This is a genomic window from Paraburkholderia sediminicola, assembly GCF_046027355.1.
Taxonomy (GTDB): Bacteria; Pseudomonadota; Gammaproteobacteria; order Burkholderiales; family Burkholderiaceae; genus Paraburkholderia; species Paraburkholderia sediminicola_B.
The window spans coordinates 1-22143 of sequence record NZ_JAQQEK010000024.1; the positions used below are offsets into that span (position 1 = coordinate 1).

General features: G+C 64.0%; 16 protein-coding genes and 1 pseudogene. 13 read left to right on the forward strand and 4 right to left on the reverse strand.

Annotated features, from left to right (window positions below; all coding sequences use genetic code 11):
* Positions 1–254 precede the first annotated feature (254 nt).
* The 7 genes from PQR42_RS31935 to PQR42_RS31965 all read left to right on the forward strand — a co-directional run bounded on the left by PQR42_RS31935 (position 255) and on the right by PQR42_RS31965 (position 7909).
* Complete coding sequence (locus PQR42_RS31935; protein WP_408383709.1) at positions 255–785, forward strand: (2Fe-2S)-binding protein; 531 nt, start codon at positions 255–257, stop codon at positions 783–785.
* Positions 786–795: 10 nt separating this feature from the next.
* Positions 796–3177 (forward strand): xanthine dehydrogenase family protein molybdopterin-binding subunit, encoded by a 2382-nt coding sequence (locus PQR42_RS31940; protein WP_408494419.1) that lies wholly within the window; start codon positions 796–798, stop codon positions 3175–3177.
* A gap of 22 nt (positions 3178–3199) precedes the next feature.
* Complete coding sequence (locus tag PQR42_RS31945) at positions 3200–3997, forward strand: FAD binding domain-containing protein (protein WP_408383711.1); 798 nt, start codon at positions 3200–3202, stop codon at positions 3995–3997.
* A 114-nt stretch (positions 3998–4111) separates the two neighbouring features.
* Positions 4112–4999, forward strand: a complete 888-nt coding sequence (locus PQR42_RS31950; protein ID WP_408383714.1) for an AAA family ATPase — start codon at positions 4112–4114, stop codon at positions 4997–4999.
* A 5-nt stretch (positions 5000–5004) separates the two neighbouring features.
* The gene (locus PQR42_RS31955; protein WP_408383716.1) at positions 5005–6318 is read left to right on the forward strand and encodes a vWA domain-containing protein; all 1314 of its coding nucleotides are present in this window, start codon (positions 5005–5007) and stop codon (positions 6316–6318) included.
* On the forward strand, positions 6309–6908 hold the full coding sequence (locus tag PQR42_RS31960) for an SRPBCC family protein (RefSeq protein ID WP_408383718.1): 600 nt from the start codon (positions 6309–6311) through the stop codon (positions 6906–6908). The genes PQR42_RS31955 and PQR42_RS31960 overlap by 10 nt, the downstream gene beginning before the upstream one ends.
* Positions 6881–7909, forward strand: a complete 1029-nt coding sequence (locus PQR42_RS31965; protein ID WP_408221132.1) for an XdhC family protein — start codon at positions 6881–6883, stop codon at positions 7907–7909. The genes PQR42_RS31960 and PQR42_RS31965 overlap by 28 nt, the downstream gene beginning before the upstream one ends.
* Before the next feature lie 68 nt (positions 7910–7977).
* Here PQR42_RS31965 and PQR42_RS31970 read toward each other — a convergent pair whose 3' ends face one another.
* Positions 7978–8718: a PepSY-associated TM helix domain-containing protein gene (locus tag PQR42_RS31970; RefSeq protein WP_408383720.1), complete on the reverse strand. Its 741-nt coding sequence runs from the start codon at positions 8716–8718 to the stop codon at positions 7978–7980.
* A gap of 329 nt (positions 8719–9047) precedes the next feature.
* On the opposite strand from PQR42_RS31970, the gene PQR42_RS31975 reads away from it, so the two are divergent.
* Complete coding sequence (locus PQR42_RS31975) at positions 9048–10949, forward strand: DUF3857 domain-containing transglutaminase family protein (protein WP_408383722.1); 1902 nt, start codon at positions 9048–9050, stop codon at positions 10947–10949.
* Between the two features lie 19 nt (positions 10950–10968).
* Here PQR42_RS31975 and PQR42_RS31980 read toward each other — a convergent pair whose 3' ends face one another.
* The gene (locus PQR42_RS31980; protein WP_408221126.1) at positions 10969–11997 is read right to left on the reverse strand and encodes a serine/threonine protein kinase; all 1029 of its coding nucleotides are present in this window, start codon (positions 11995–11997) and stop codon (positions 10969–10971) included.
* A 104-nt stretch (positions 11998–12101) separates the two neighbouring features.
* The gene (locus tag PQR42_RS31985) at positions 12102–12314 is read right to left on the reverse strand and encodes a hypothetical protein (protein ID WP_042327325.1); all 213 of its coding nucleotides are present in this window, start codon (positions 12312–12314) and stop codon (positions 12102–12104) included.
* A gap of 428 nt (positions 12315–12742) precedes the next feature.
* Between PQR42_RS31985 and PQR42_RS31990 the strand changes: the two genes are divergently transcribed.
* From PQR42_RS31990 to PQR42_RS32010, 5 genes and pseudogenes are all read left to right on the forward strand, one after another.
* Positions 12743–15925, forward strand: a complete 3183-nt coding sequence (locus PQR42_RS31990) for an efflux RND transporter permease subunit (RefSeq protein WP_408221124.1) — start codon at positions 12743–12745, stop codon at positions 15923–15925.
* Positions 15926–16013: 88 nt separating this feature from the next.
* Positions 16014–17249: pseudogene (locus tag PQR42_RS31995) on the forward strand (efflux RND transporter periplasmic adaptor subunit); the annotation flags it as partial.
* Between the two features lie 341 nt (positions 17250–17590).
* The gene (locus PQR42_RS32000; RefSeq protein ID WP_408383724.1) at positions 17591–19120 is read left to right on the forward strand and encodes an efflux transporter outer membrane subunit; all 1530 of its coding nucleotides are present in this window, start codon (positions 17591–17593) and stop codon (positions 19118–19120) included.
* A gap of 152 nt (positions 19121–19272) precedes the next feature.
* Positions 19273–20553: an MFS transporter gene (locus PQR42_RS32005; RefSeq protein ID WP_408383726.1), complete on the forward strand. Its 1281-nt coding sequence runs from the start codon at positions 19273–19275 to the stop codon at positions 20551–20553.
* A 272-nt stretch (positions 20554–20825) separates the two neighbouring features.
* Positions 20826–21011: a hypothetical protein gene (locus tag PQR42_RS32010; protein ID WP_007179669.1), complete on the forward strand. Its 186-nt coding sequence runs from the start codon at positions 20826–20828 to the stop codon at positions 21009–21011.
* A gap of 65 nt (positions 21012–21076) precedes the next feature.
* Here the strand turns inward: PQR42_RS32010 and mgrA are convergent, their stop codons facing one another.
* On the reverse strand, positions 21077–22120 hold the full coding sequence (gene mgrA / locus PQR42_RS32015) for an L-glyceraldehyde 3-phosphate reductase (RefSeq protein WP_408212433.1): 1044 nt from the start codon (positions 22118–22120) through the stop codon (positions 21077–21079).
* Positions 22121–22143: the final 23 nt, after the last annotated feature.

Sequence of the window (22143 nt, forward strand, 5' to 3'; positions counted from 1 at the left end):
GTGCCGCCCCGCACAGGGGCAACGCTAATAGACCGACATGAAATCAAGGAAAGGCCAACCCGCCAGGAAAACAGCCAAAAAAGCGCCCCGCGCAAAAAACCCCTCATAGCGCCCCACCCCAATTTGTGCTTTACTTTTCAGCAGCCTTAGAACGAAAAAAACCCGCAGCACCAAACATCGGACCCACGAAACAGGCAACTGAAGAAAGACCAAGCAAAAAAGGTCCGGTCTCACCCCATCAAGGAGACAACTTCATGGCGATCAGCATCAGTCTGACGGTGAACGGCGCGCCCATCAGCGCCTCAATCGACCCTGGCACCCTGCTAGTCCAGTTCCTTCGCGACCAACTTCGCCTGACAGGCACACACATCGGCTGCGACACAGCCCAATGCGGCGCATGCACGGTGCACCTGAACGGACGTGCGATCAAATCCTGCAACATCCTCGCGGTGCAAGCGGAAGGCGCGGAAATCACCACCATCGAAGGGCTCGCCAAAGACGGCGCGCTACACCCCATGCAGACGGCCTTCAAACACTGCCACGGCCTGCAGTGCGGCTTTTGCACGCCCGGCATGGTGATGAGCGCGGTCTCGCTGGTCCAGCGCCAACCGGATCTCACCGGCGACGACGTGCGCGCCCAGCTCGACGGCAATCTGTGCCGCTGTACGGGCTATCACAACATCGTCAAAGCAGTGCTCGAAGGCGCCGAAGGCATGAAGTCCGCCGGCACGGCCAATGCCGCCGCGAATGCCAACGCGCAGGCCAACGCACCGGCCACCGCCTGAGGAGCCGACGATGAACGCACCCGACACTCACCTGATTGGCGCTTCCGTCGAACGTAAGGAAGACTATCGGTTCCTGACCGGCAACGGCCAGTACACGGACGACATCGTCCTGCCCCAGCAAACCTACGCGGTGTTCCTACGCTCGCCCCACGCGCACGCGAAGATCAACAGCATCGACACCGCCGCCGCCAAACAGTCGCCCGGCGTGGTCGCGATCTTCACCGGTGCGGACATGGCGGCTGACAACGTCGGCGGCCTGCCGTGCGGCTGGCTGATTCACAGCACCGACGGCAAGCCGATGAACGAGCCGCCGCATCCGATCATCGCGCATACGAAAGTGCGTCATGTCGGCGATCAGGTCGCGCTCGTGATCGCCGATTCGATCAAGGCCGCGAAAGACGCCGCCGAATTGATCGAAGTCGACTACGACGTGCTGCCGGCCGTGGTGGACACCGCCCATGCAGCCGACGCCGGCCAGCCCGCCGTGCACGACGAAGTGTCGGACAACATCTGCTACAACTGGGGCCACGGCGACAAAGCCGCCACCGACGCCGCCTTCGCCAAAGCCGCGCACGTCACCACGCTCGACATCGTCAATAACCGCCTGATCCCGAACGCGATCGAACCGCGCGCGGTCAACGCGAGCTTTTCGGTGCAGGATGACAGCTACACGCTCTATGTCGCCAATCAGAATCCGCACGTGGAACGGCTGCTGATGGCCGCGTTCGTGCTGTCGCTGCCGGAATCTAAACTGCGCGTGATCGCACCGGACGTCGGCGGCGGCTTCGGATCGAAGATCTTTCTGTACGCCGAAGACGTCGCGCTGACGTGGGCGTCGAAGAAAATCCGCCGTCCGGTGAAGTGGACGGCCGAGCGCTCGGAGGCGTTCGTCTCGGACGCGCACGGCCGCGATCACGTGACCAAGGCCGAACTGGCCATGGACGCGGACGGCAAGTTCCTCGGCATGCGCATCCACACGACCGCCAACATGGGCGCGTATCTGTCCACATTCGCGTCGAGCGTGCCGACCATTCTGTATGCCACGCTGCTCGCCGGCCAGTACGCCACGCCCGCGATCTATGCGGAAGTAAAAGCGGTCTTCACCAACACCGTTCCCGTCGATGCCTATCGCGGCGCGGGCCGCCCCGAAGCGACCTACGTGGTGGAGCGACTGGTGGAAACCGCCGCGCGCGAAATGAAGCTAGACCCGGCCGAGATTCGCCGCCGCAATTTCATCCGCCAGTTTCCGTATGCGACGCCGGTTGGCCTCACCTACGACACCGGCGACTACGAGACTATCCTCGCCCGTTCGCTCGAACTCGCGGACGTCAAAGGCTTCGAAGCGCGCCGACAGGCATCCGAAAAGAACGGCAAACTGCGTGGCCTCGGCTACTCCTGCTATATCGAAGCGTGCGGTCTCGCGCCGTCGAATATAGCGGGTGCATTGGGCGCACGGGCCGGCCTGTTCGAAGTCGGCCAGATTCGCGTGCACCCCACCGGGTCGGTCACCGTATTCACGGGTTCGCATAGTCACGGCCAGGGACACGAGACGACCTTTGCGCAAGTAGTGGCCGACCGGCTCGGCATCGCGCTGGAAAGCGTCGAGATCGTCCACGGCGACACCGGTCGCATTCCGTTCGGCATGGGCACGTATGGCTCGCGCTCGATTGCGGTCGGCGGCTCAGCGATCATGAAGGCGCTCGACAAGATCGAAACCAAGGCGAAAAAGATCGCCGCGCACCTGCTCGAAGCCGCGGCGGAAGACATCGAGTTCAAGGACGGCGTGTTCCGCGTCGCGGGCACCGATCGCACCAAAGCATTCGCCGACATCTCGCTCGCCGCTTACGTGCCGCACAACTATCCGCTCGATGTACTCGAACCGGGTCTCGAAGAAAGCGCGTTTTACGATCCGACCAACTTCACCTATCCGTCCGGCGCGTACATCTGCGAGATCGAAGTCGATCCGGAGACAGGCGTGTGCCGGATCCAGCAGTTCACCGCGGTCGACGATTTCGGCAACGTGATCAATCCGATGATCGTCGAAGGACAGGTGCACGGTGGGCTTGCTCAGGGCATCGGCCAGGCGATGCTGGAGCGCTGCGTGTACGACAACGAGAGCGGCCAGTTGCTGTCCGGCTCGTACATGGACTACGCGATGCCGCATGCGTCCGATCTGCCGAACTTCACCGTCGAAACCGTCAAGGGCACGCCGTGCACGCACAATCCGCTCGGCGTGAAAGGCTGCGGCGAAGCGGGCGCGATCGGCTCGCCGCCGGCGGTGATCAACGCGATCCTCGACGCGCTCGCGCCGCTTGGCGTGACCGACTTGCAAATGCCGGCGACGCCGCATCGCGTGTGGTCAGCGATTCATGCTGCCAAGCAACCCCATTGAGATCCTGAGCGGAGCATTCGACATGTATTCATTCGAGTATCAACGCGCGACGGATCCCAAAGCGGCCGCCGCCATTCTCACCGCCGACAGCGACGCCAAATTTCTGGCCGGCGGCCAGAGCCTGTTGCCCACCATGCGGCTGCGTCTCGCCCAGCCGTCGCAATTGATCGACGTGACGCGCATTCCCGCGCTCAAGGCGATCACCGTCGACGCGAAAACGGTCGCGATCGGCGCCGCTGTCTGTCACGCCGATGTGGCGGATCACGCGGAACTTCGACGCGTCTCGCCGGCGCTCGCGGATCTCGCCGCGCACATCGGCGATCGCCAGGTGCGCGCGCTCGGCACGATCGGCGGCTCGCTCGCCAACAACGATCCGGCCGCGTGTTATCCGGCCGCGGCGATGGCGTTGGACGCGACCATCGTGACGGACCGGCGGCGCATTGCATCGAGCGACTTCTTCGTCGGCATGTATGAGACGGCGTTGGCGCCCGATGAGCTAATCGTCGCCGTGGAGTTTCCAGTGCCCGAGCGCGCGGCGTACGAGAAATTCCGCAATCCCGCTTCGCACTTTGCGTTGGTCGGCGTGTTCGTCGCGAAGTTCGCAAGCGGCGTGCGCGTGGCGGTGACGGGCGCGGCGTCGTCGGTGTTTCGTGTGCCGGAGCTGGAAAGCGCGCTGTCGGCGAACTTCACGCCCGAGGCCGCACGCGGGGTGACGGTGTCGGCGGCCGACCTGAACACCGACATGCACGCGAGCGCCGAATACCGCGCGCATCTGATTCCGGTGCTGGCCGCGCGCGCGGTGACGAAGGCGAACGGTTAGCTTCTCCTCGATGTTCGCGGCTGATGTGGTCTGTGCTCGCACAGGCCACATCAGCCGCATTTCGCTCACATACGCCAACGCCGCTTTGCTTCATTGCGCAGATTCAGGAACACCATGCAGCCCGCTTCAATCGACGACACCCTCGCTCAACTCGCCGCGCAAAGCTATTTCGCCAGCCGCGAGCTGGCAACCGCGCTGTATCTCGCGCTGCGCATGGAGCGGCCGTTGTTCGTCGAAGGTGAGCCGGGCGTCGGCAAGACGGAGCTCGCCAAGGCGGCGGCGGGTATGCTCGGCACCTCGATGTTGCGCCTGCAATGTTATGAAGGTCTCGACACGGCAAGCGCGCTCTACGAATGGGACTATCCGCGGCAGATCATGGCGCTGCGTCTCGCCGAAGCCGCGGGCGAACGTCCCGACAACGACACCTTGTATCGCGGCGAATTCCTGCTGAAGCGTCCGTTGCTGCAAGCGCTGATGCCCGATGAAAATCATCCCGGTGCACGACGCGTGTTGCTGATCGACGAGATCGACCGCGCCGACGAGCCGTTCGAAGCCTTTCTGCTGGAACTGCTTTCGGACTTCCAGGTATCGATTCCCGAATACGGCACGGTCCGCGCGGAGCAGCCGCCGCTCGTCGTGATGACTTCGAACCGGACGCGCGAAGTGCACGACGCGTTGAAGCGCCGGTGCCTGTATCAATGGATCGGTTATCCCGAGCGCGATCGCGAACTGGAGATCGTCGCCGCTCGCGCGCCGCAAACGTCGGCGGAATTGCAGCGGCGTGCGGTCGATTTCGTGCATCGGCTGCGCGGCATGGATCTGTTCAAGGCGCCCGGCATCGCCGAAACGATCGACTGGTGTCGCGCGTTGGAGGCGCTGTCGGTGACTGAGCTCGATCCGCAATCGGTGCACAACACGCTTGGCGTGCTGCTCAAGTATCAGGACGATCTGGCGCGCGTCGATGCCGCGCAAATCGCGCAGTGTCTCGCCGCGCCTGGATAGCCAGCATGACGAATTCATTTGACGCGGGCAACGAAGACGCTTCATGCCATCGCATTGGGCTGCCCGGCAGCGCGTCGGGCGAGCCCACCTCACCACTCGCCGACACGCCCACGCTCGCCCGCAACGTCGTGCATTTCGTGCGCGTGCTGCGCGGCGCCGGTTTGCCGATGTCGCCCGCGCAAGCCGTCGATGCGCTCGCCGCTTTGCACTGGATCGATCTGGGCCGCCGCGACGACGTGCGCGCCGCGCTCGCCGCCTCGCTGGTATCGGCGCCCGACGAACGCGATCTGTTCAACGCCGCGTTCGATCTGTTCTGGCGCGATCCCGATTGGGAAGGCAAGCTACGCGCGCTGCTTCTGCCGAAAGTCCGCGACGGCCTGCCGCCGCCCAAACGCAACAACCGTCTCGCCGATGCGCTGGCCGTGCGCGCGCCGAACTCACCGCATAGCAAAGCGCCGCAGGAAACCGAGCAACACGAACTGCATGCGCACGTCACCTTCAGCGCGGAAGAGCGCTTACGTCATCGCGATTTCGACACCCTTTCCGCCGATGAATGGCGCACCTTGCGTCATCTGATTCGCGGCCAGCGTCTGCCGCTCGCCACCGAGCCGACGCGTCGACTGAAAGCGGCTTCGCACGGCACACATGCGGACTTGCGCGCGAGCGCCCGGCACGCGGTGCGCGCGGGCGGCGACTGGACGGTGTGGAAGTATCGCGCGGTGGTCGAACGCAAGCCGCCGCTCGTGCTGCTGCTCGACATCTCCGGTTCGATGAGCAGCTATTCGCGCGCGGTGCTGTATTTCTGCCACGCGCTGCTGCAATCGCGCGAACGCTTGCAGGTGTTTCTGTTTGGCACGCGGCTCACCAACGCGACGCGTGCGCTGCGCGAGCGCGATCCCGATGTGGCGATCGCGACGCTCACCGAACAGGTGGTGGACTGGTCGGGCGGCACGCGGATCGGCGCGGCGCTCGCCGAATTCAACCGCCGGTGGGCGCGACGCGTGCTGACCGGGCGAGCCACGGTGCTGCTCGTCACCGACGGCCTCGATCACGAAGCAATCCACGTGCTCGACACCGAGATGGCCCGCCTGCACCGCTTCGCACACCGCATCATCTGGCTCAATCCGCTGCTGCGTTTCAGCGGCTTTTCTCCGAAAGCGCGCGGCGTGCAGGCGATCCTGCCGTACGTCGACGCGCATCGTCCGGTTCATAATCTAGACAGCCTGACGGCGTTCGGCCGCGACCTCGCGCAACTCACGCGCGCGCCTCGCCGCAGTGCCGGCGTCACAGGTACCGCAGGAGCGACATCATGGAATTGACCGAAACCCATACGCTGCCCGTTTCGCAGCAGCGCACATGGGACGCGCTGAACGACACCGAGGTTCTGCGCGCCTGCATTCCGGGCTGCGAAAGCATCGACCCGGACGGCGAAAATGCCTATGTGGTCGCGCTGAGCGCCGCAGTCGGCCCGGTCAAGGCGCGCTTTAAGGGACGCATGCAACTCACCGACATCGAGGCGCCGAACTCGTACAGCATTGTGTTCGAAGGCCAGGGCGGTGCCGCGGGCTTCGCCAAGGGCAATGCGCACGTCTCGCTCGAAGCCGATGGCGACACCGCCACGAAGCTCAGCTACACGGCGAGCGCGCAGGTCGGCGGCAAGCTCGCGCAGATCGGCTCGCGGCTCGTCGACGGCGCGGCGCGTAAAATCGCAGGCGAATTCTTCAAGCGCTTCGGCGCCCAGGTAGGCGGCAGCAGCAGTGAAGGCGCGGCGGCCCCGGACGCCGGGGAGAATGCAGCCGATGACGCGGTGCCGCACAATACAGCATCAAACGAGGCCGCGGACGGCGAGTCCGGCGGCGACGCAACGAAAAGGAAGAAATCATGGACAGCGTGGATCTCGAAGTCCTGAAGTCCAGCGCACGCTGGCTGGAAGAAGGACATCGCGCGCTACTGGTGACGGTGGTGAAGACGTGGGGCTCGTCGCCGCGTCCCGAGGGCGCAATGCTCGCGGTGCGCGACGATGGACTCGTGGTGGGCTCGGTATCGGGCGGCTGCATCGAAGACGATCTGATCGACCGCGTGCGGCAACGCGGTATCGAGCAGACGCGGCCGGAAGCGGTCAAGTATGGCATCACGGCGGAGGAAGCACATCGCTTCGGCCTGCCGTGCGGCGGCACGATCCAGTTGGTGCTCGAACCGCTGACGCCGAAAAGCGGCATTGCCGAACTGTGCAACGCGGTGGAGAACGGGCGCCTCGTCGCCCGCGAAGTGAATATGATGACGGGCGCGACGCAGCTCGAAAACGCGCAGGCAACCGACGGCGTGCATTTCGACGGCGAACGTCTGCTGACGATTCATGGCCCGCGTTACCGCATGCTGGTGATCGGCGCGGGACAGTTGTCGCGCTATCTGTGCCATATCGCCGTTGGGCTCGATTATCAGGTCACCGTGTGCGATCCGCGCGAGGAGTACACCGAGGAATGGAACATTCCCGGCACGAAGATCGTGCGGACCATGCCCGACGACACGGTGATCGAGATGAAGCTCGATGAGCGCTGCGCGGTGATCGCGCTGACGCACGACCCGAAGCTCGACGATCTCGCGCTGATGGAAGCGTTGAAGACGCCGGCGTTTTATGTCGGCGCGTTGGGTTCGCGAAGGAATAATCAGGCGCGGCGCGAACGTCTCAAGGAGTTCGATCTGAACGATACCGAGTTGGCCCGCTTGCATGGACCGGTCGGGATTTATATCGGCAGCCGCACGCCGCCTGAAATCGCGGTGTCGATTCTCGCCGAGGTGACGGCGGCCAAGAACGGCGTTTCCCTGCCGACCTTGCTTCAGGTCGAAGGCGCAAAGGCCGCGCGCGAAGTGGCGGCCTCGGGTGGGACTGCTTGCAGCGTCGGAGTCTGAGTTTGACGTGAAGGTGCGGGCGCGGCGCTTTTCCTGGCCGCCGCTGCTCGCGGATAGCGCAACGCCGCTTACATCAAACCGCACACCACGGCGGCGATCACAGACCCGCCCACCAGTACAACGCCCACCACGCGACGCTTATTCAACTCGGTCCACAGCAGCACACCGGTCAGCGAAAGCAGAATCATGCTGCCGGCGATCGTATCGATCAGCAGCACCCAGCCGACGCTCAGGCCCACGCCTTTGTGCAGGTTGTTCATGGTCGAGAGAAACGAGTTGTGCGTGCGTTTCACCGCGACGAAGCCGTTGCCCACCCAATACTCCGCCTGCACGTTCTGCGACGGCCCCACGATGCCGACTTGCCAGAACTCTGGCTGCATCGTGCTGCGATCGCCCCATGCCACCGGATGCGCCGGCTCGCGCTTCATCCTGCCCGGCTTGCCGTCGATCTTCAACTCGCTCTTGAGCCACGTCGCCATGTCCATCGGCGAATGCAGCGATTTTTGCGGCACGGGAATCTGCATTTCCTCGACCTGTGGCTCGCCGGACGACACCTTCAGCGGACCGGCGCGGTGATTCAGCAGGAAACCGGTCGCGCCGAACATCAGGCCGAGCACCGCGCCCCACAGGCCGACCCACCCGTGCACCTTGCGCAGCCACTTGATGAAGTTCGCGCGCCGCGAACGCTGACGCCGCGCCGCCTGCTCCGCATCGTCCATCAAATGATGACCGCGCTCCGGCTTATGGGCGACGTATTGCGTGCCGTGACCAGCGGCAGGTTTCATATCGATCGAGTCAGGCGCGTTCAAATCCGGGCTCCAGGCGCAGCAAGTTGATCCATCGCCGGCACGCGACGACAAAGCGCGTTCACCCGGCAGCGGTCGAGGAAAGGTTCGAAGGGAGGTGCCGGACGACCCGGCTTGCGGTCCAGGCCATCCGGCTGAGAGGCTGGCTGGCAGTCACAGAGGAGGAGAAATGTGACGGAAAGCTGGCGATGCCTTTCAAATGAGAATGGCTATCATTACATAATTAAGCGGATTGCTCAATCGCAACGCGCGGCATCCGCTTGACATCCGCGCGGCGCAAACCGACTCTAACTGACGATCCCGTTAACGTTACGTTCGGATACCAGCCTGCCATGCGCCTCTCTTTCCTGGTCTGTCTTGCCTCTTTCGGCTGGCTTGCCGGCATCCACGGCGCGGGTGCGAGCGTTCCCGCCAAACTGGACGATCCCTATACCAACGAAGGCGAGACGCAGACCTTTACCGTCAACGCCGACGGCTCCTTCTCGAAACTCGATTCGATGACGCTGCACGTGAACAACGAAGCCGGCGTCGCGCGGGTCGCGCAGCAATACGTCTGGTTCAACCGCAACATGGCGGACGTGCAGATCCTCGAGGCCTACACGACCACCGCCGATGGCGTGCGTCACGACGTGCAGCCCGAGCAGATCCGCGACGTCCAGGAAGCCCGTTCGTTCGACGCGCCGATGTTCCAGGACATCCAGGAAAAGGTGATTGTGTTCCCGGCCGTGGAGCCAGGCGCGCGCGTGCATCTCACCTATCGCAAGACGCAGAAGCAGCCGATCGTGCCTGGCGAATTCAGCGACTTCACGCCGCCCGATCTCGCGCCGACGCACAACTTCCGCCTGATCTACGATCTGCCCGCCGACAAGCCGCTGTATGCCGACGCGCGCGGTTTCACCGTTGTGCAACCCGTGACGCGCGACGGCCGCACGCGTTACGAATATCGCTACGACAAGGCGCACTTCAGCCGGCTGGAACGCGGCTCCGTTGCCTACGTGTCGTATGGCGACCGGATGATGGTCTCCACCTTCCCGGACTACGCCGCCTTCGCCGCGACCTACCGTGAATCCGCGGCGGACCCGAGCGCGCACGACGCGGCCGTCACGCGTCTCGCGCAACAACTCACCGCGCACGACCGCACGCCGCGCGACAAGGCGAAGACGCTGTACGACTGGGTACGTCGCAATGTGCGCTACGTGGCGATCAATGTCGGACGCGGCGCGGTGGTGCCGCACAGCGCGAGCGCGGTGCTCGCGAACCGCTATGGCGATTGCAAGGATCACGTCGCGCTGTACGGCGCACTGCTCGACGCGGCCGGCGTGCGGAACGAGCCGGCCTTGATCAGCAGCGGCACGATCTACACGCTGCCGAGCGTGCCGGGCTACGGCGTCATCAATCACATCATTACGTGGCTGCCGGATTTGCAGCTATACGCGGACTCGACCGCCTCGAATGTCGAATTCGGCTTTCTGCCGTCGTCCGATATGAACCGGCCGACCGTGCTTGTCGGCGGTGGCGTGATCTCGCGCACGCCGGCAACCGCGTTCATGACGCGTAGCACCGATCTGTCGATCAAGGTCGAACCGGACGGCTCGGCGAGCTTCACGTATCGGCTGGAAGCGGTCGGCGCCTCGACTGAACAGGCGCGCGCGATGTTGCGCACGCAGACGCCCGCGCAACGCGAGGAGTCGATTCAGGCCGAGCTGCGCAGCGCTAACCTGCGTGGCACCGCCACGCTCACCACCAACGACCTCAACGTCGCCGACGGCCCGCTCGTCATCACGATGAAAGGCACGCTGGAGAGTCTCGTGGTGCCGGGCGCGGCGGCCTCGATTCCGGCGTTGACGAGTCTGGCCGGCGGCTTTGAGGCCGACACACGTTACTGGCTCGGCGAGCGCAGGCGCACGCAGCCGTTCGTCTGCCACAACCTGGCGCTGCACGAACGCGCGCGTATCGAGTTGCCCGCCAATTTTCGCGTGCTCGACATGCCGGAGGCGAAACGAACCCAGGATCGCTTCGTCGATTTCCAGTCGCAATACACGTTCGATCCACTTAGCAACGTCGTCACGATGACGCGCGACGGCGCCACACATTTCGAGAGCGACGTCTGCACACCCGACGACTTCGCGCAGATGCGTCCCGCGATCGAAGCAATCGGGCGCGACGTGCGCGCGGAAGTGATCGTCAGGTCGACGCTGGTGGAGTCGTCGAGCGTTGCTTCGCAGGCGCCATGAGCGCCTGCTTCAGATGCGCTCAAACGGGCCAGAGCGGCCCTTCCTGCATCGCGCCGAGCTGCTCGCGCAACTCGAGGATGCGGTCTTCCCAGTAACGCTGCGTGTTGAACCACGGAAACGCCGCGGGGAATGCCGGATCGTCCCAGCGACGTGCAAGCCACGCCTGGTAGTGAATCAGCCGCAGCGTGCGCAGCGCTTCGACCAGGTAGAGTTCGCGCGGTTCGAAGTCGCAGAAGTCCTCGTAGCCCGCGAGCAGATCCGCCAGCGCGCGCGACGCTTCGACGCGCTCGCCCGGCAGCAACAGCCACAAGTCCTGCACCGCCGGTCCCATGCGGCTGTCGTCGAAGTCGACGAAATGCGGCCCCGCGTCGGTCCACAACACATTGCTCGGATGGCAGTCGCCATGCATGCGCAGCATGCGGATGTCGCCGGCCCGTTCGAACGCACGCTCCACGCCTTCGAGCGCGAGGTTCACCACGGTTTCCCACGCGGTGCGCAAGTCGTCCGGCACGAAACGGTGAGCGAGCAAGAAGTCGCGCGGTTCATAGCCAAAGGTGTGGATGTCGAGCGTGGGACGTTCAGCGTAGTTCTGCGTCTGGCCGACCGCATGGATGCGGCCGATGAAACGCCCGAGCCATTCGAGCGTGTCGCGCCGGTCGAGATCCGGCGCGCGGCCACCGCGACGCTCGAAGATGGAGAAGCGAAAGCCGTCGAAGGTATGCAGCGTGCGGCCATCGAGTGCGCGCGCGGGCACCGCCGGAATCTCGCGCGCGGCGAGATCGGCAACGAAAGCATGTTCTTCAAGGATGGCGGCGTCGCTCCAACGCTCGGGACGGTAGAACTTCGCGACCACGGGCGGGCCGTCTTCCACGCCCACCTGGTACACGCGGTTCTCGTAGCTGTTGAGCGGCAGCATGCGACCGTCGGTGCGCACGCCGACTGTGCTGAGCACGCTGTCGAGCGCGTCGAGCACGATTTCCGGCTTGAGCCGGGCGAAAGGCACAGCGCTGTTTGCGCTGTCCTGTGGATCGAGGATGTCGTCGTTCATGCCCGCATTGTGCGCCGCGCCGCCGTCAAAGACGAGGGCGAAGGCTCACAACGCGGAACCACCCGCGGCTTACAACTTGCACACGGCTTGTACTCAAACTGCCTTCAATGCATCTGCGCGCTTGACGGTCGCACTTGCTCGCCCGTATCGATCAGGTCTTCAAGGAAAAAGGGTTCAGTATTCAGGTGCGGCGAAGCGCCGGGCTCGCCGGCATACCACGCCACCATGGCCATGTCGCCGAGAATGCGCATGACGATCCCGCGCGCGCCTTGCGGCACGGCGATATGCACCGATCGGACAATGGAACCGATTTGCATGATGTTTCCCCGTTTCTCCCATAGCCGGCTTTATGATTTCCACGCCGGTCAAGGTGATGATAAAAGCGTCGCTCCGCCGATAACGTTGCGTACGCACCCAATCTGCTGCGCGTGATACGCGTAAGAGGTTCGAGTCATTGTTCCCGTTTTGCGGGGCCGAGGAAAGCGCGAACTCAGGGCTCTTTACCCCTTGTTTCGCCCTATTCCCATTACGGCGCGCTGGACCGATGATTCGGGGCGTAACGCGTCGCAACGAGACCATCATAAACCCTGCTGGGGTGAGATATCAAAAACGTGCACCAACTAGACCATTTGCTCGACGTGACCGCCACGCCGGCCTTTGCGCGCTGCTGCGGCGCGCGTCCCGCCGCTCACGTTCGCCACGTCCATGGCGCCGCCTTGCGCGGCCTTGAACGGCTCGACTAGTCATGTGGATCGTTCGTCTCGCGCTGCGGCGCCCGTATACGTTCGTCGTCCTGGCCCTGCTATTGATGATCGTCGGACCTTTGACGATCCTGCGCACGCCCACCGACATCTTCCCCAATATCGACATTCCGGTGCTCTCGGTGATCTGGTCGTATAACGGCCTGCCCGCCGACGAGATGGAAAAGCGCATCGTGCTCAACTACGAGCGCGGGCTGTCGACGGCGGTCAACGATATCGAGCACACCGAGTCGACTTCGCTGAACGGCATCGCAGTGGTCAAGATCTTTTTCCAGCCGCACGCGAATATCGATGAAGCGCTCGCCGAGGTCACCGCGCTGTCACAAACGCAATTGCGCTCGCTGCCGCCCGGCATTACGCCGCCGAATATCCTGCGCTACAACGCTTCGACGGTGCCGATCCTGCGGCTCGCGCTGTCGTCCGCCTCGCTCACCGAACAGGAGCTATTCGACTTCGGGAACAACTTCCTGAAGACGCAGCTCGCTACCGTGCCCGGCGCTTCGGCGCCGCTGCCGTATGGCGGCAAGCAGCGCCAGATCATGGTCGATATCGATTCGCGCAAACTGCAGGAGCGCAATCTTTCGCCGATGGACGTGGTCAATGCGGTCACTGCACAAAATCTGATCCTGCCCTCGGGCACCGCGAAAATCGGCTCGACCGAATACTCGGTGCAAATGAACGGCAGTCCGGATTCGCTGGCCGGCCTGAACAATATTCCGATCAAATCCACAGCGAACGGCACCGTTTATATTCGCGACGTCGCTCACGTGCGCGACGGTTTCCAGCCGCAAACCAATATCGTGCGCGTGAACGGCCAACGCGCGGCGCTGTTGACCATCAACAAAAGCGGCAACACGTCCACGCTCGAAATCGTCGACCGCATCAAGAAGATGATGCCGACGTTGCGCAATCTCGTGCCCGCCTCGTTGAATATCGACCCCGTTGCCGACCAGTCGCTGTTCGTGCGTGCTTCGGTGCAAGGCGTGCTGCGCGAGGCGCTGATCGCGGCCTGCCTGACCGGTCTGATGATTCTGCTGTTCCTCGGCAACTGGCGCGCCACGCTGATCATCGCCGTGTCGATTCCGCTGTCGATGATCACGTCGATCATCGCGCTCTCCCTGCTCGGCGAAACCATCAACATCATGACGCTCGGCGGGCTCGCGCTCGCGGTCGGCATTCTGGTGGACGACGCGACGGTAGCGATCGAAAACATCAGCCATCAACTCGAGCAGGGTAAGACGCTTGAGCAGGCGATTCTCGACGGCGCGCATCAGATTGCGATTCCGACGCTGGTGTCGACCTTGTCCATCTGCATCGTGTTCGTGCCGATGTTTCTGCTGACGGGCGTCGCGCACTATCTGTTCATCCCGCTCGCCGAGGCGGTGGTGTTCGCGATGCTGGCGTCCTACTTCTTCTCGCGGACGCTCGTGCCGACACTCGCGAAATACCTGCTGCGTTATCACCACAAGCCGGCGGATCTGCATCACGCGCCTGCGCAAACGCGCAATCCGTTCATGCGCGTGCACTACGCATTCGAAGGCGGCTTCTCGCGTTTGCGCGACCGCTATCGCGTGTTTCTCGAAGCGCGCGTCGCGCGGCCGGGCCTGTTCGTGACGCTGTTTCTGGTCTGCTGTGGCGCGTCGATGCTGCTGATGCCGTTCCTCGGCCGCGACTTTTTCCCAGCGGTCGACGCCGGCACGATCGCGCTGCATCTACGCGCGAAAACCGGCATGCGGGTGGAGGAAACGGCGGTAGTGACCGATCGCGTCGATACGCGGATCCGCCAATTGATACCGCCTGGTGAGTTGCATTCGATCATCGACAACATCGGCTTGCCGGTCTCGGGCATCAACCTCTCATACAGCAACACCGGCACGATCGGCACCTCGGATGCGGACGTGCTGATCACGCTCAATCCCGATCACCATCCGAGCGCCGACTACGTGCGCACGCTGCGGCGCACGCTCACCGACGAATTCCCCGGCGTGCAGTTCGCCTTCCTGCCCGCGGATATCGTCAGTCAAACGCTCAACTTCGGCATGCCGTCGCCGATCGATATCCAGATTGTCGGGCGTGACGTGGCCGGCAATCGCGTGTTCGCCGCGAAACTGCTGAACCGACTGCGCACGGTGCCCGGTCTCGTCGATGCACGCATCCAGCAACCCGCCGATTTGCCGCGCATCTTTATCGACGTGGACCGCACGCGCGCGCAGCAAGCCGGCTTCTCGCAACGCGACATCGCGAGCAACCTGCTGATCACGCTGTCCGGCAGTCAGCAGACCACGCCGACCTTCTGGCTCAATCCGCGCAACGGCGTGAGCTACAACGTGATCACGGAAGCGCCGCAATACACGATTGATTCGCTGCAATCGCTCGCGAACATTCCGCTGAACGCGAATGGTCACAGCAATATTCTCGGCTCGCTCGCCAGCATGAGGCGCGAAGCAGGCAACGCGACGCTCACGCACTACAACGCGCAGACCACCATCGATATTTTCGGCACCGCCGACGGCCGCGATCTAGGCGGCGTGTCCGACGACATCCGCAAGATCATCGACGACGCCAAGGCCGATCTGCCCAAAAGCTCGACCATCGAAGTGCGCGGCCAGGTGCAGACCATGAACGATTCGTTCTCGGGGCTGTTCGCGGGTCTGGTGTTCGCGATTCTGCTGGTGTATCTGCTGATCGTGGTGAATTTCCAGTCGTGGCTCGATCCGTTCATCATCATCACCGCGTTGCCGGGCGCGCTTGCGGGCATCGTGTGGATGCTGTTTCTCACGCACACCACGCTGTCGATTCCCGCGCTCACCGGCGCGATCATGTGTATCGGCATCGCGACCGCCAACTCGATTCTCGTGATCAGCTTCGCGCGCGAGCAGTTGCTCGAACACGGCGACGCGACGCGCGCGGCGATCGAAGCGGGCTTCACGCGTTTTCGTCCGGTGCTGATGACGGCGCTCGCGATGGTAATCGGCATGGTGCCGATGGCGATCGGTCTCGGCGAAGGCGGCGAGCAGAATGCGCCGCTCGGGCGCGCGGTCATCGGCGGACTGACGATCGGCACGCTGGCCACGTTGATTTTCGTGCCGGTGGTGTTTTCGATGATCTACCGGCGACTCGCGGCACGTCGCTTGCGCGCGGCTGAACATGTGGTGGGGAAGCCGTGATGTATAGCGCCTTCGCGATCGTCTTAGCAATAGCAGGCAACACAAGAGGCAGCTTCGACTGCCCATGTATCTCGACAGGGGAAGCTTGATGGAAGGACAACGTCCAGACAGTTCCAGCGCAGCGCGCGATCCGGCAAAGGCGAAACGCGCACGCTGGATCGGGATCGCGGTTGCCGTGGCGGTCATCGCATTGGCGGCACAAGGTATCTGGTCGCGCCACAACGCGCACGCGGCGCTCGAACGCGATGCCGAGCACACGAGCCAGATGAGCGTCGAAGTCGTGCGGCCGCAGAAGTCGACAGTCGGACTCGATCTCGTGCTGCCCGGCAATGTGCAGGCTTTTCTCGACACGCCGATTTACGCGCGCACCAACGGCTATCTGAAGAAGTGGTATGCCGACATCGGCGCGCACGTGAAAAACGGCCAGTTGCTGGCGGAGATCGACACGCCGGAAGTCGACGATCAACTGCGCGCCGCCCGGGCCGATCTCGCGAACGCCAACGCCAACTATGCGCTTGCGAAAAGCACCGCCGACCGCTGGACCGACATGCTGAGAAGCAAATCGGTCTCGAAGCAGGAAACCGACGAGAAGGTCGGCGACATGCTCGCGAAGAAAGCCACGCTCGACGCTGCGCGTTTCAACGTGGCGCGGCTAGAGAAGACGCAGTCGTTCCAGAAGGTGTATGCGCCGTTCGACGGCATTGTGACGGCGCGCAATGTCGATGTCGGCGCGCTGATCGACGCGGGTAGTTCTGGTGGCCCGGCAAAGGAACTGTTTCATGTCGCGCAGGCGGATAGGCTGCGCGTTTATGTGAATGTGCCGCAGGCGTACGCGCAGCAGGTTCGCGCGCAGCAGACCGCGTTTCTGACGTTGACCGAGACGCCGTCCAAACACTATCCGGGCACCGTGGCGCGCACTGCGGGTGCGGTCGATCCGCAACAGCGCACGATGCTGGTTGAAGTCGATGTCGACAATCGTAAGGGCGATTTGCTGCCGGGCGCGTATGCGCAAGTGCACTTCGCGTTGGGCACGGGCGCGGCGCCCTTCACACTGCCCGGCAACGCGCTGCTGTTCCGCCCGGATGGCGTGACTGTGGCGACCGTCGACGCGCAGCACAAGGTGAAGCTCGTGCCGGTGTCGTTGGGAACGGACTTCGGCACGCGAGTGGCGATCGTGTCCGGCTTGCAAGGCGATGAGCAGGTGATCCTGAACCCGCAGGACTCGATCGTCGATGGCGCACCGGTGCGGATCGTAGCGGCGAAAGCGGGTGCGGCGACGGGTGCGTCGGGCGCGGCGGCGGGTGGCGAAGGGGCAGCGGGCGCGTCCGGCGCAGCGGCGAGTGGCGAAGGGGCAGCGGGCGCGTCCGGCGCAGCGGCGGGTGGCGAAGGGGCAGCGGGCGCGTCCGGCGCAGCGGCGAGTGGTCAAGGGGCGGTGGGCGCATCCGGCGCAGTAGCGAGCAGCGGCGGAGCAGCGGGCGCGTCCGGCGTGGTGGCACGCGGCGACGGAGTGGCGGTCGGCTCCGGCGCAATAGCGAACAGCGGCGCCGTAGAGGTCGTGCCCGGGACAGCGGCAAGCGGTCAACGGGCGGCGGGCACATCCGGCGCAATAGCGGAAAACTCGCCGGCAGCTCATGTCGCCACATTGCAGTCCGCGAGGACATCGTCATGAACGCGCCGGCATCCCGTCGCCGTTGCGTCGCTCCGTCGCTGCGCCACGTCTCGCTGCGCACGTCCGCTTTGGCATTAGCAGGCGCGTGCGCACTCACCGCCTGCACCGTCGGCCCAGACTACGTGAAGCCGACCACCTCCACTACCGCAACCTACAAGGAACTCGACGGCACCGCCTGGAAACCCGCGCAACCCGCCGACACGCTCACACGCGGCGCGTGGTGGAGCGTCTACGCAGACCCGTCGCTCGACGCACTCGAACAACAGGTCGCGAGCGCGAACCAGAACGTGCAGGCCGCCGAAGCGCGCTTTCGCGCCGCCCGCGCAACGGTGGCGCAATATCGCTCGAGTTTCTTCCCGGTCGTCACCGCGAACGGCGCCTATTCACGCGCGCGTTCGTCGGAGAACGTGCTGCACAAGTCGACCGCCGGCCTCACGCTAAACGACTACCTCGTGCAAGCCGACGCGTCGTGGGAACCCGACCTGTGGGGCCGCGTGTCGCGCAGTGTCGAAGGCGCGAAAGCCGAAGCGCAGGCCAGCGCCGCCGATGCGCAAGCCGTGCTCCTGTCGATGCAGGCCGAACTCGCCACCGACTACTTCGAGTTGCGCGGACTCGATCAGGAGCGCCAACTGCTCGACGACACGATCGAGGCCTACAAGCAAGCCCTCGATCTGACGCAGCACCGCTACACCGGCGGCATCGCCACGGATGCCGATGTCGCGCAGGCGCAGACGCAACTGAAGACCACCCAGGCGCAAGCATTCGACCTCGGCGTGCAGCGCGCGCAACTCGAACACGCGATCGCGATCCTGATCGGCCAGCCGCCTTCCACTTTTTCGCTGCCGGTTGCGCCGCTCACCGCGGTGCCGGTCGTAGCGGCGGCGGGCGTGCCGTCCGCGTTGCTCGAACGCCGCCCGGACATTGCGGCGGCCGAACGGCACGTCGCCGACATGAATGCACAGATCGGTGTGGCGACGGCGGCGTTTTTTCCGAACCTCATCTTGTCGGTGACGGGTGGCCTCGAAGCGACTAACTACAGTCAGTGGTTGCTGGCGCCGAGCCGACTGTGGTCGCTGGGGCCGACGTTGGCGGGCACGCTGCTCGACTTCGGCGGACGCGCTTCCGTGAAGGAGCAGGCCCGCGCGCATTACGACGAGAGCGTCGCGCAATACCGGCAGACCGTATTGAGCGCTTTTGGCCAGGTCGAGGACAATCTCGCAGCCCTGCGTGTGCTCGAACAGGAAGCGACCGCGCAGGACGATGCGGTGGCCGCCGCGCAGCGCGCGCTGGCAGTCGTATCGAATCGCTACAAGAACGGTGCGATCACGTATCTCGACGTGGTGGTCGCGCAAACCACCGCGCTCACCAACGAGCGCGACGCCGTGTCGATCGCGCGTCGGCGGATGGCGGCGAGCGTGGCGTTGATCAAGGCGCTGGGCGGCGGCTGGGACGCGTCCGCGCTGCCGACGGACGAGCAGATCGTGCATCCATCCGCACCCGCGAGCGATGCCGCGGCGCACGGGTAGTCATCGTTTTTCGATGCCGCGAAGAGGGCGCAGGGCGCGCCGGCAGATCGCGTCGTAGTGGCGGCTAACTGCCCGCGGCACCGACTCGCGCGCCTTTTTCAGCGTATCCTTAACTCCTTTGTGTCCTTTGTATCCCTGAGGAGATTTTTTTCGTGACCCCGCCGCCGGACTCCCACCGGACTGCTACTTCGGCTGCTCCTGCTTCAACCGCTTCTTCGACCGCTTCCGCCGTGCCCGACATCCCTTATCTCGAACGCGGCACACGCGCGTACTGGCGCGCCAGCATCGCGCTGCTGTTCGCCGGCTACGCGACGTTCTCGCTTCTCTATTGCGTGCAGCCGTTGCTGCCGTCGTTTTCAACGGCGTTCAACGTGACACCGGCACAAAGCAGCCTGTCGCTCTCGCTGACCACGGCCGCGCTCGCGCTTGCCGTGTTCGTCGCCGGCTTCGTTTCGGAAGGCTGGAGCCGTCACAAGCTGATGACGCTGTCGCTCACCGTTTCCGCGCTGCTGACCATCGGTGTGTCGATCGCGCCGCAGTGGCATCAACTGCTCGTGCTGCGCACGCTCGAAGGGCTCGCGCTCGGCGGCGTGCCCGCCGTCGCGATGGCCTATCTCGCGGAAGAAGTGCACCCCGACGGCCTCGGCCTCGCGATGGGACTCTACGTCGGCGGCACGGCGATCGGCGGGATGGCCGGACGCGTGATCACCGGCGTCGTCGCGGATCTGTTTTCGTGGCGCGTCGCGATCGGCACGATCGGCGTGCTCGGTATTCTGTCGATGCTCGCGTTTCGCGCGTTGCTGCCACCGTCTCGTCATTTCGTGCCGCGGCGCGGACTCGGCTTCACGCACCACCGTACCGCCTTGCTCAAGCAATTCACGCGGCCCGGACTGTCTCTGTTGTTTCTGCTCGGCTTCGTGCTGATGGGCAGCTTCGTCACGCTGTACAACTACATCGGCTACCGGCTGCTCGCGCCGCCTTATCAGTTGAATCAGACGGAGATCGGCGCGATCTTCATCGTGTATCTGACGGGTGTGGTCGCCTCGCCATGGTCGGGACGCATGGCCGATACGTTCGGCCGCGCTCGCGTGCTCACTGCCAGCTTGCTGTTGATGGCGCTCGGTCTCGCGCTCACCATGTTGCAGCCGTTGGCGGCGATCGCGGCCGGCATCGCTTGCGTGACGTTCGGCTTCTTCGCCGGACATTCGGTGGCGAGCAGTTGGGTCGGACGGCTCGCCAAGGATGCCAAAGGTCAGGCCGCCGCGTTGTATCTGCTCGCGTATTACATCGGCTCAAGCGTGGTCGGCTCGTACGGCGGTCACGTGTGGGCCGGTTTCGGATGGAACGGTGTCGCGGGGCTGGTGGGCGTGCTCCTTGTCATCGGCCTGCTTGCAACGATGCGCTTGCGCGGACGTGAGCAACCTCGAATCTGATGGACGCGCGGCGACCCAGCGCGCATTGAATGACGCTAAAACGTAAGGCCGACGTAAGCGAACGCTACATTTTTTGCGTCGTATTTGCTGCGTCGCGGCAATCGCGGCGGCCCTTGCCGCGCCGGGTTCAGCGGCTTGCGAATAGCCGCTGCAGCGCCGCAAAGCGTCGGTATATCGACCCGACTTGTCTCCTATACTCAAATCGAGCGTGGACGGTGCATGACTCCATAAATCGAGCCGCCGCCTTCGCCGGAATATATATGGAGACGAGAATGACGACCTACTTCACGATCGGCGATTTCATCCTGGTCATTCCGATGGCGTTGGCCGGGGCTTTGTTTGTCGGTGCGCTTCCCTGCAAGACTGAATTCCGGCACAACGCGTTGCGCGTGCTTGGCGCGCTGATCGGCGTAGTGTTCGCGGTCGTGCTGGTCGAAGGTTTGCCGGCGCTCGTCTAGAAGAAAAAAGCCGCCCCGTGGGCGGCTTTTCTATTGCTGTGGCGTGAAAGGCCAAGGCGCCGGTATCAGATCGCCTGATCCGTCGACGGCTTTTCCCACAGGTTGATGCCACCTTCGGTCGCGTAGCGGTCGATCTCGGCCAGTTCGTCCTTCGAGAACGCGAGATTCTTCAGCGCGCCGACGTTCTCGCGTACCTGCTCCGCACGGCTTGCACCGATCAGCACGGACGTCACGCGCGGATCGCGCAGCGCCCAGGCGAGCGCCATCTGCGCCAGGCTCTGACCGCGACGTTGCGCGATGTCGTTGAGCTTGCGCACGTGCTCGATGTTCTGCGCGCTCAAATGCTCCTGCTTCAACGAACCGCCGCCCGGCTTGTTGACGCGCGCGTCGTCCGGCACGCCGTTCAGGTATTTGCCGGTGAGCAGACCCTGAGCCAACGGCGTGAACGCGATGGCGCCCGCGCCGACCTTTTCCAGCGTATCCAGCAGCTCGTGTTCGATCCAGCGGTTGAGCATGTTGTACGCGGGCTGATGAATCAGCAACGGCACCTTGTACTCGGCGAGCAGTTTCGCCATTTCGAGCGTTTTCGTTGCCGAGTACGACGAAATCCCGATGTACAGCGCCTTGCCCTGCTGCACGGCGCTCGCCAACGCACCCGCGGTTTCTTCGAGCGGCGTATCGGCATCGAAACGATGCGAATAGAAAATATCGACGTAGTCGAGGCCCATGCGTTGCAGGCTCTGATCGAGACTTGCGAGCACGTATTTGCGCGAGCCGCCGCCTTGACCGTACGGACCCGGCCACATGTCCCAACCGGCCTTCGACGAAATCAGCAGTTCATCGCGATACGGCTTGAAGTCGTCCTTGAAGAGTCGGCCGAAATTGGTTTCGGCGCTGCCGTACGGCGGCCCGTAGTTGTTGGCGAGGTCGAAGTGTGTGATGCCCAGGTCGAAGGCCGTGCGCAGGATGTCGCGCTGCGTGGAAATCGGCGTGGTGTCGCCGAAGTTGTGCCACAGGCCGAGCGACAACGCCGGCAGTTTGAGACCCGACTTGCCGCAGACGCGGTACTGCATATCCGAATAGCGTTCTGAAGCTGCTTCGTAAGCCATTGCTAGTGTCCTTGATGGTAAAG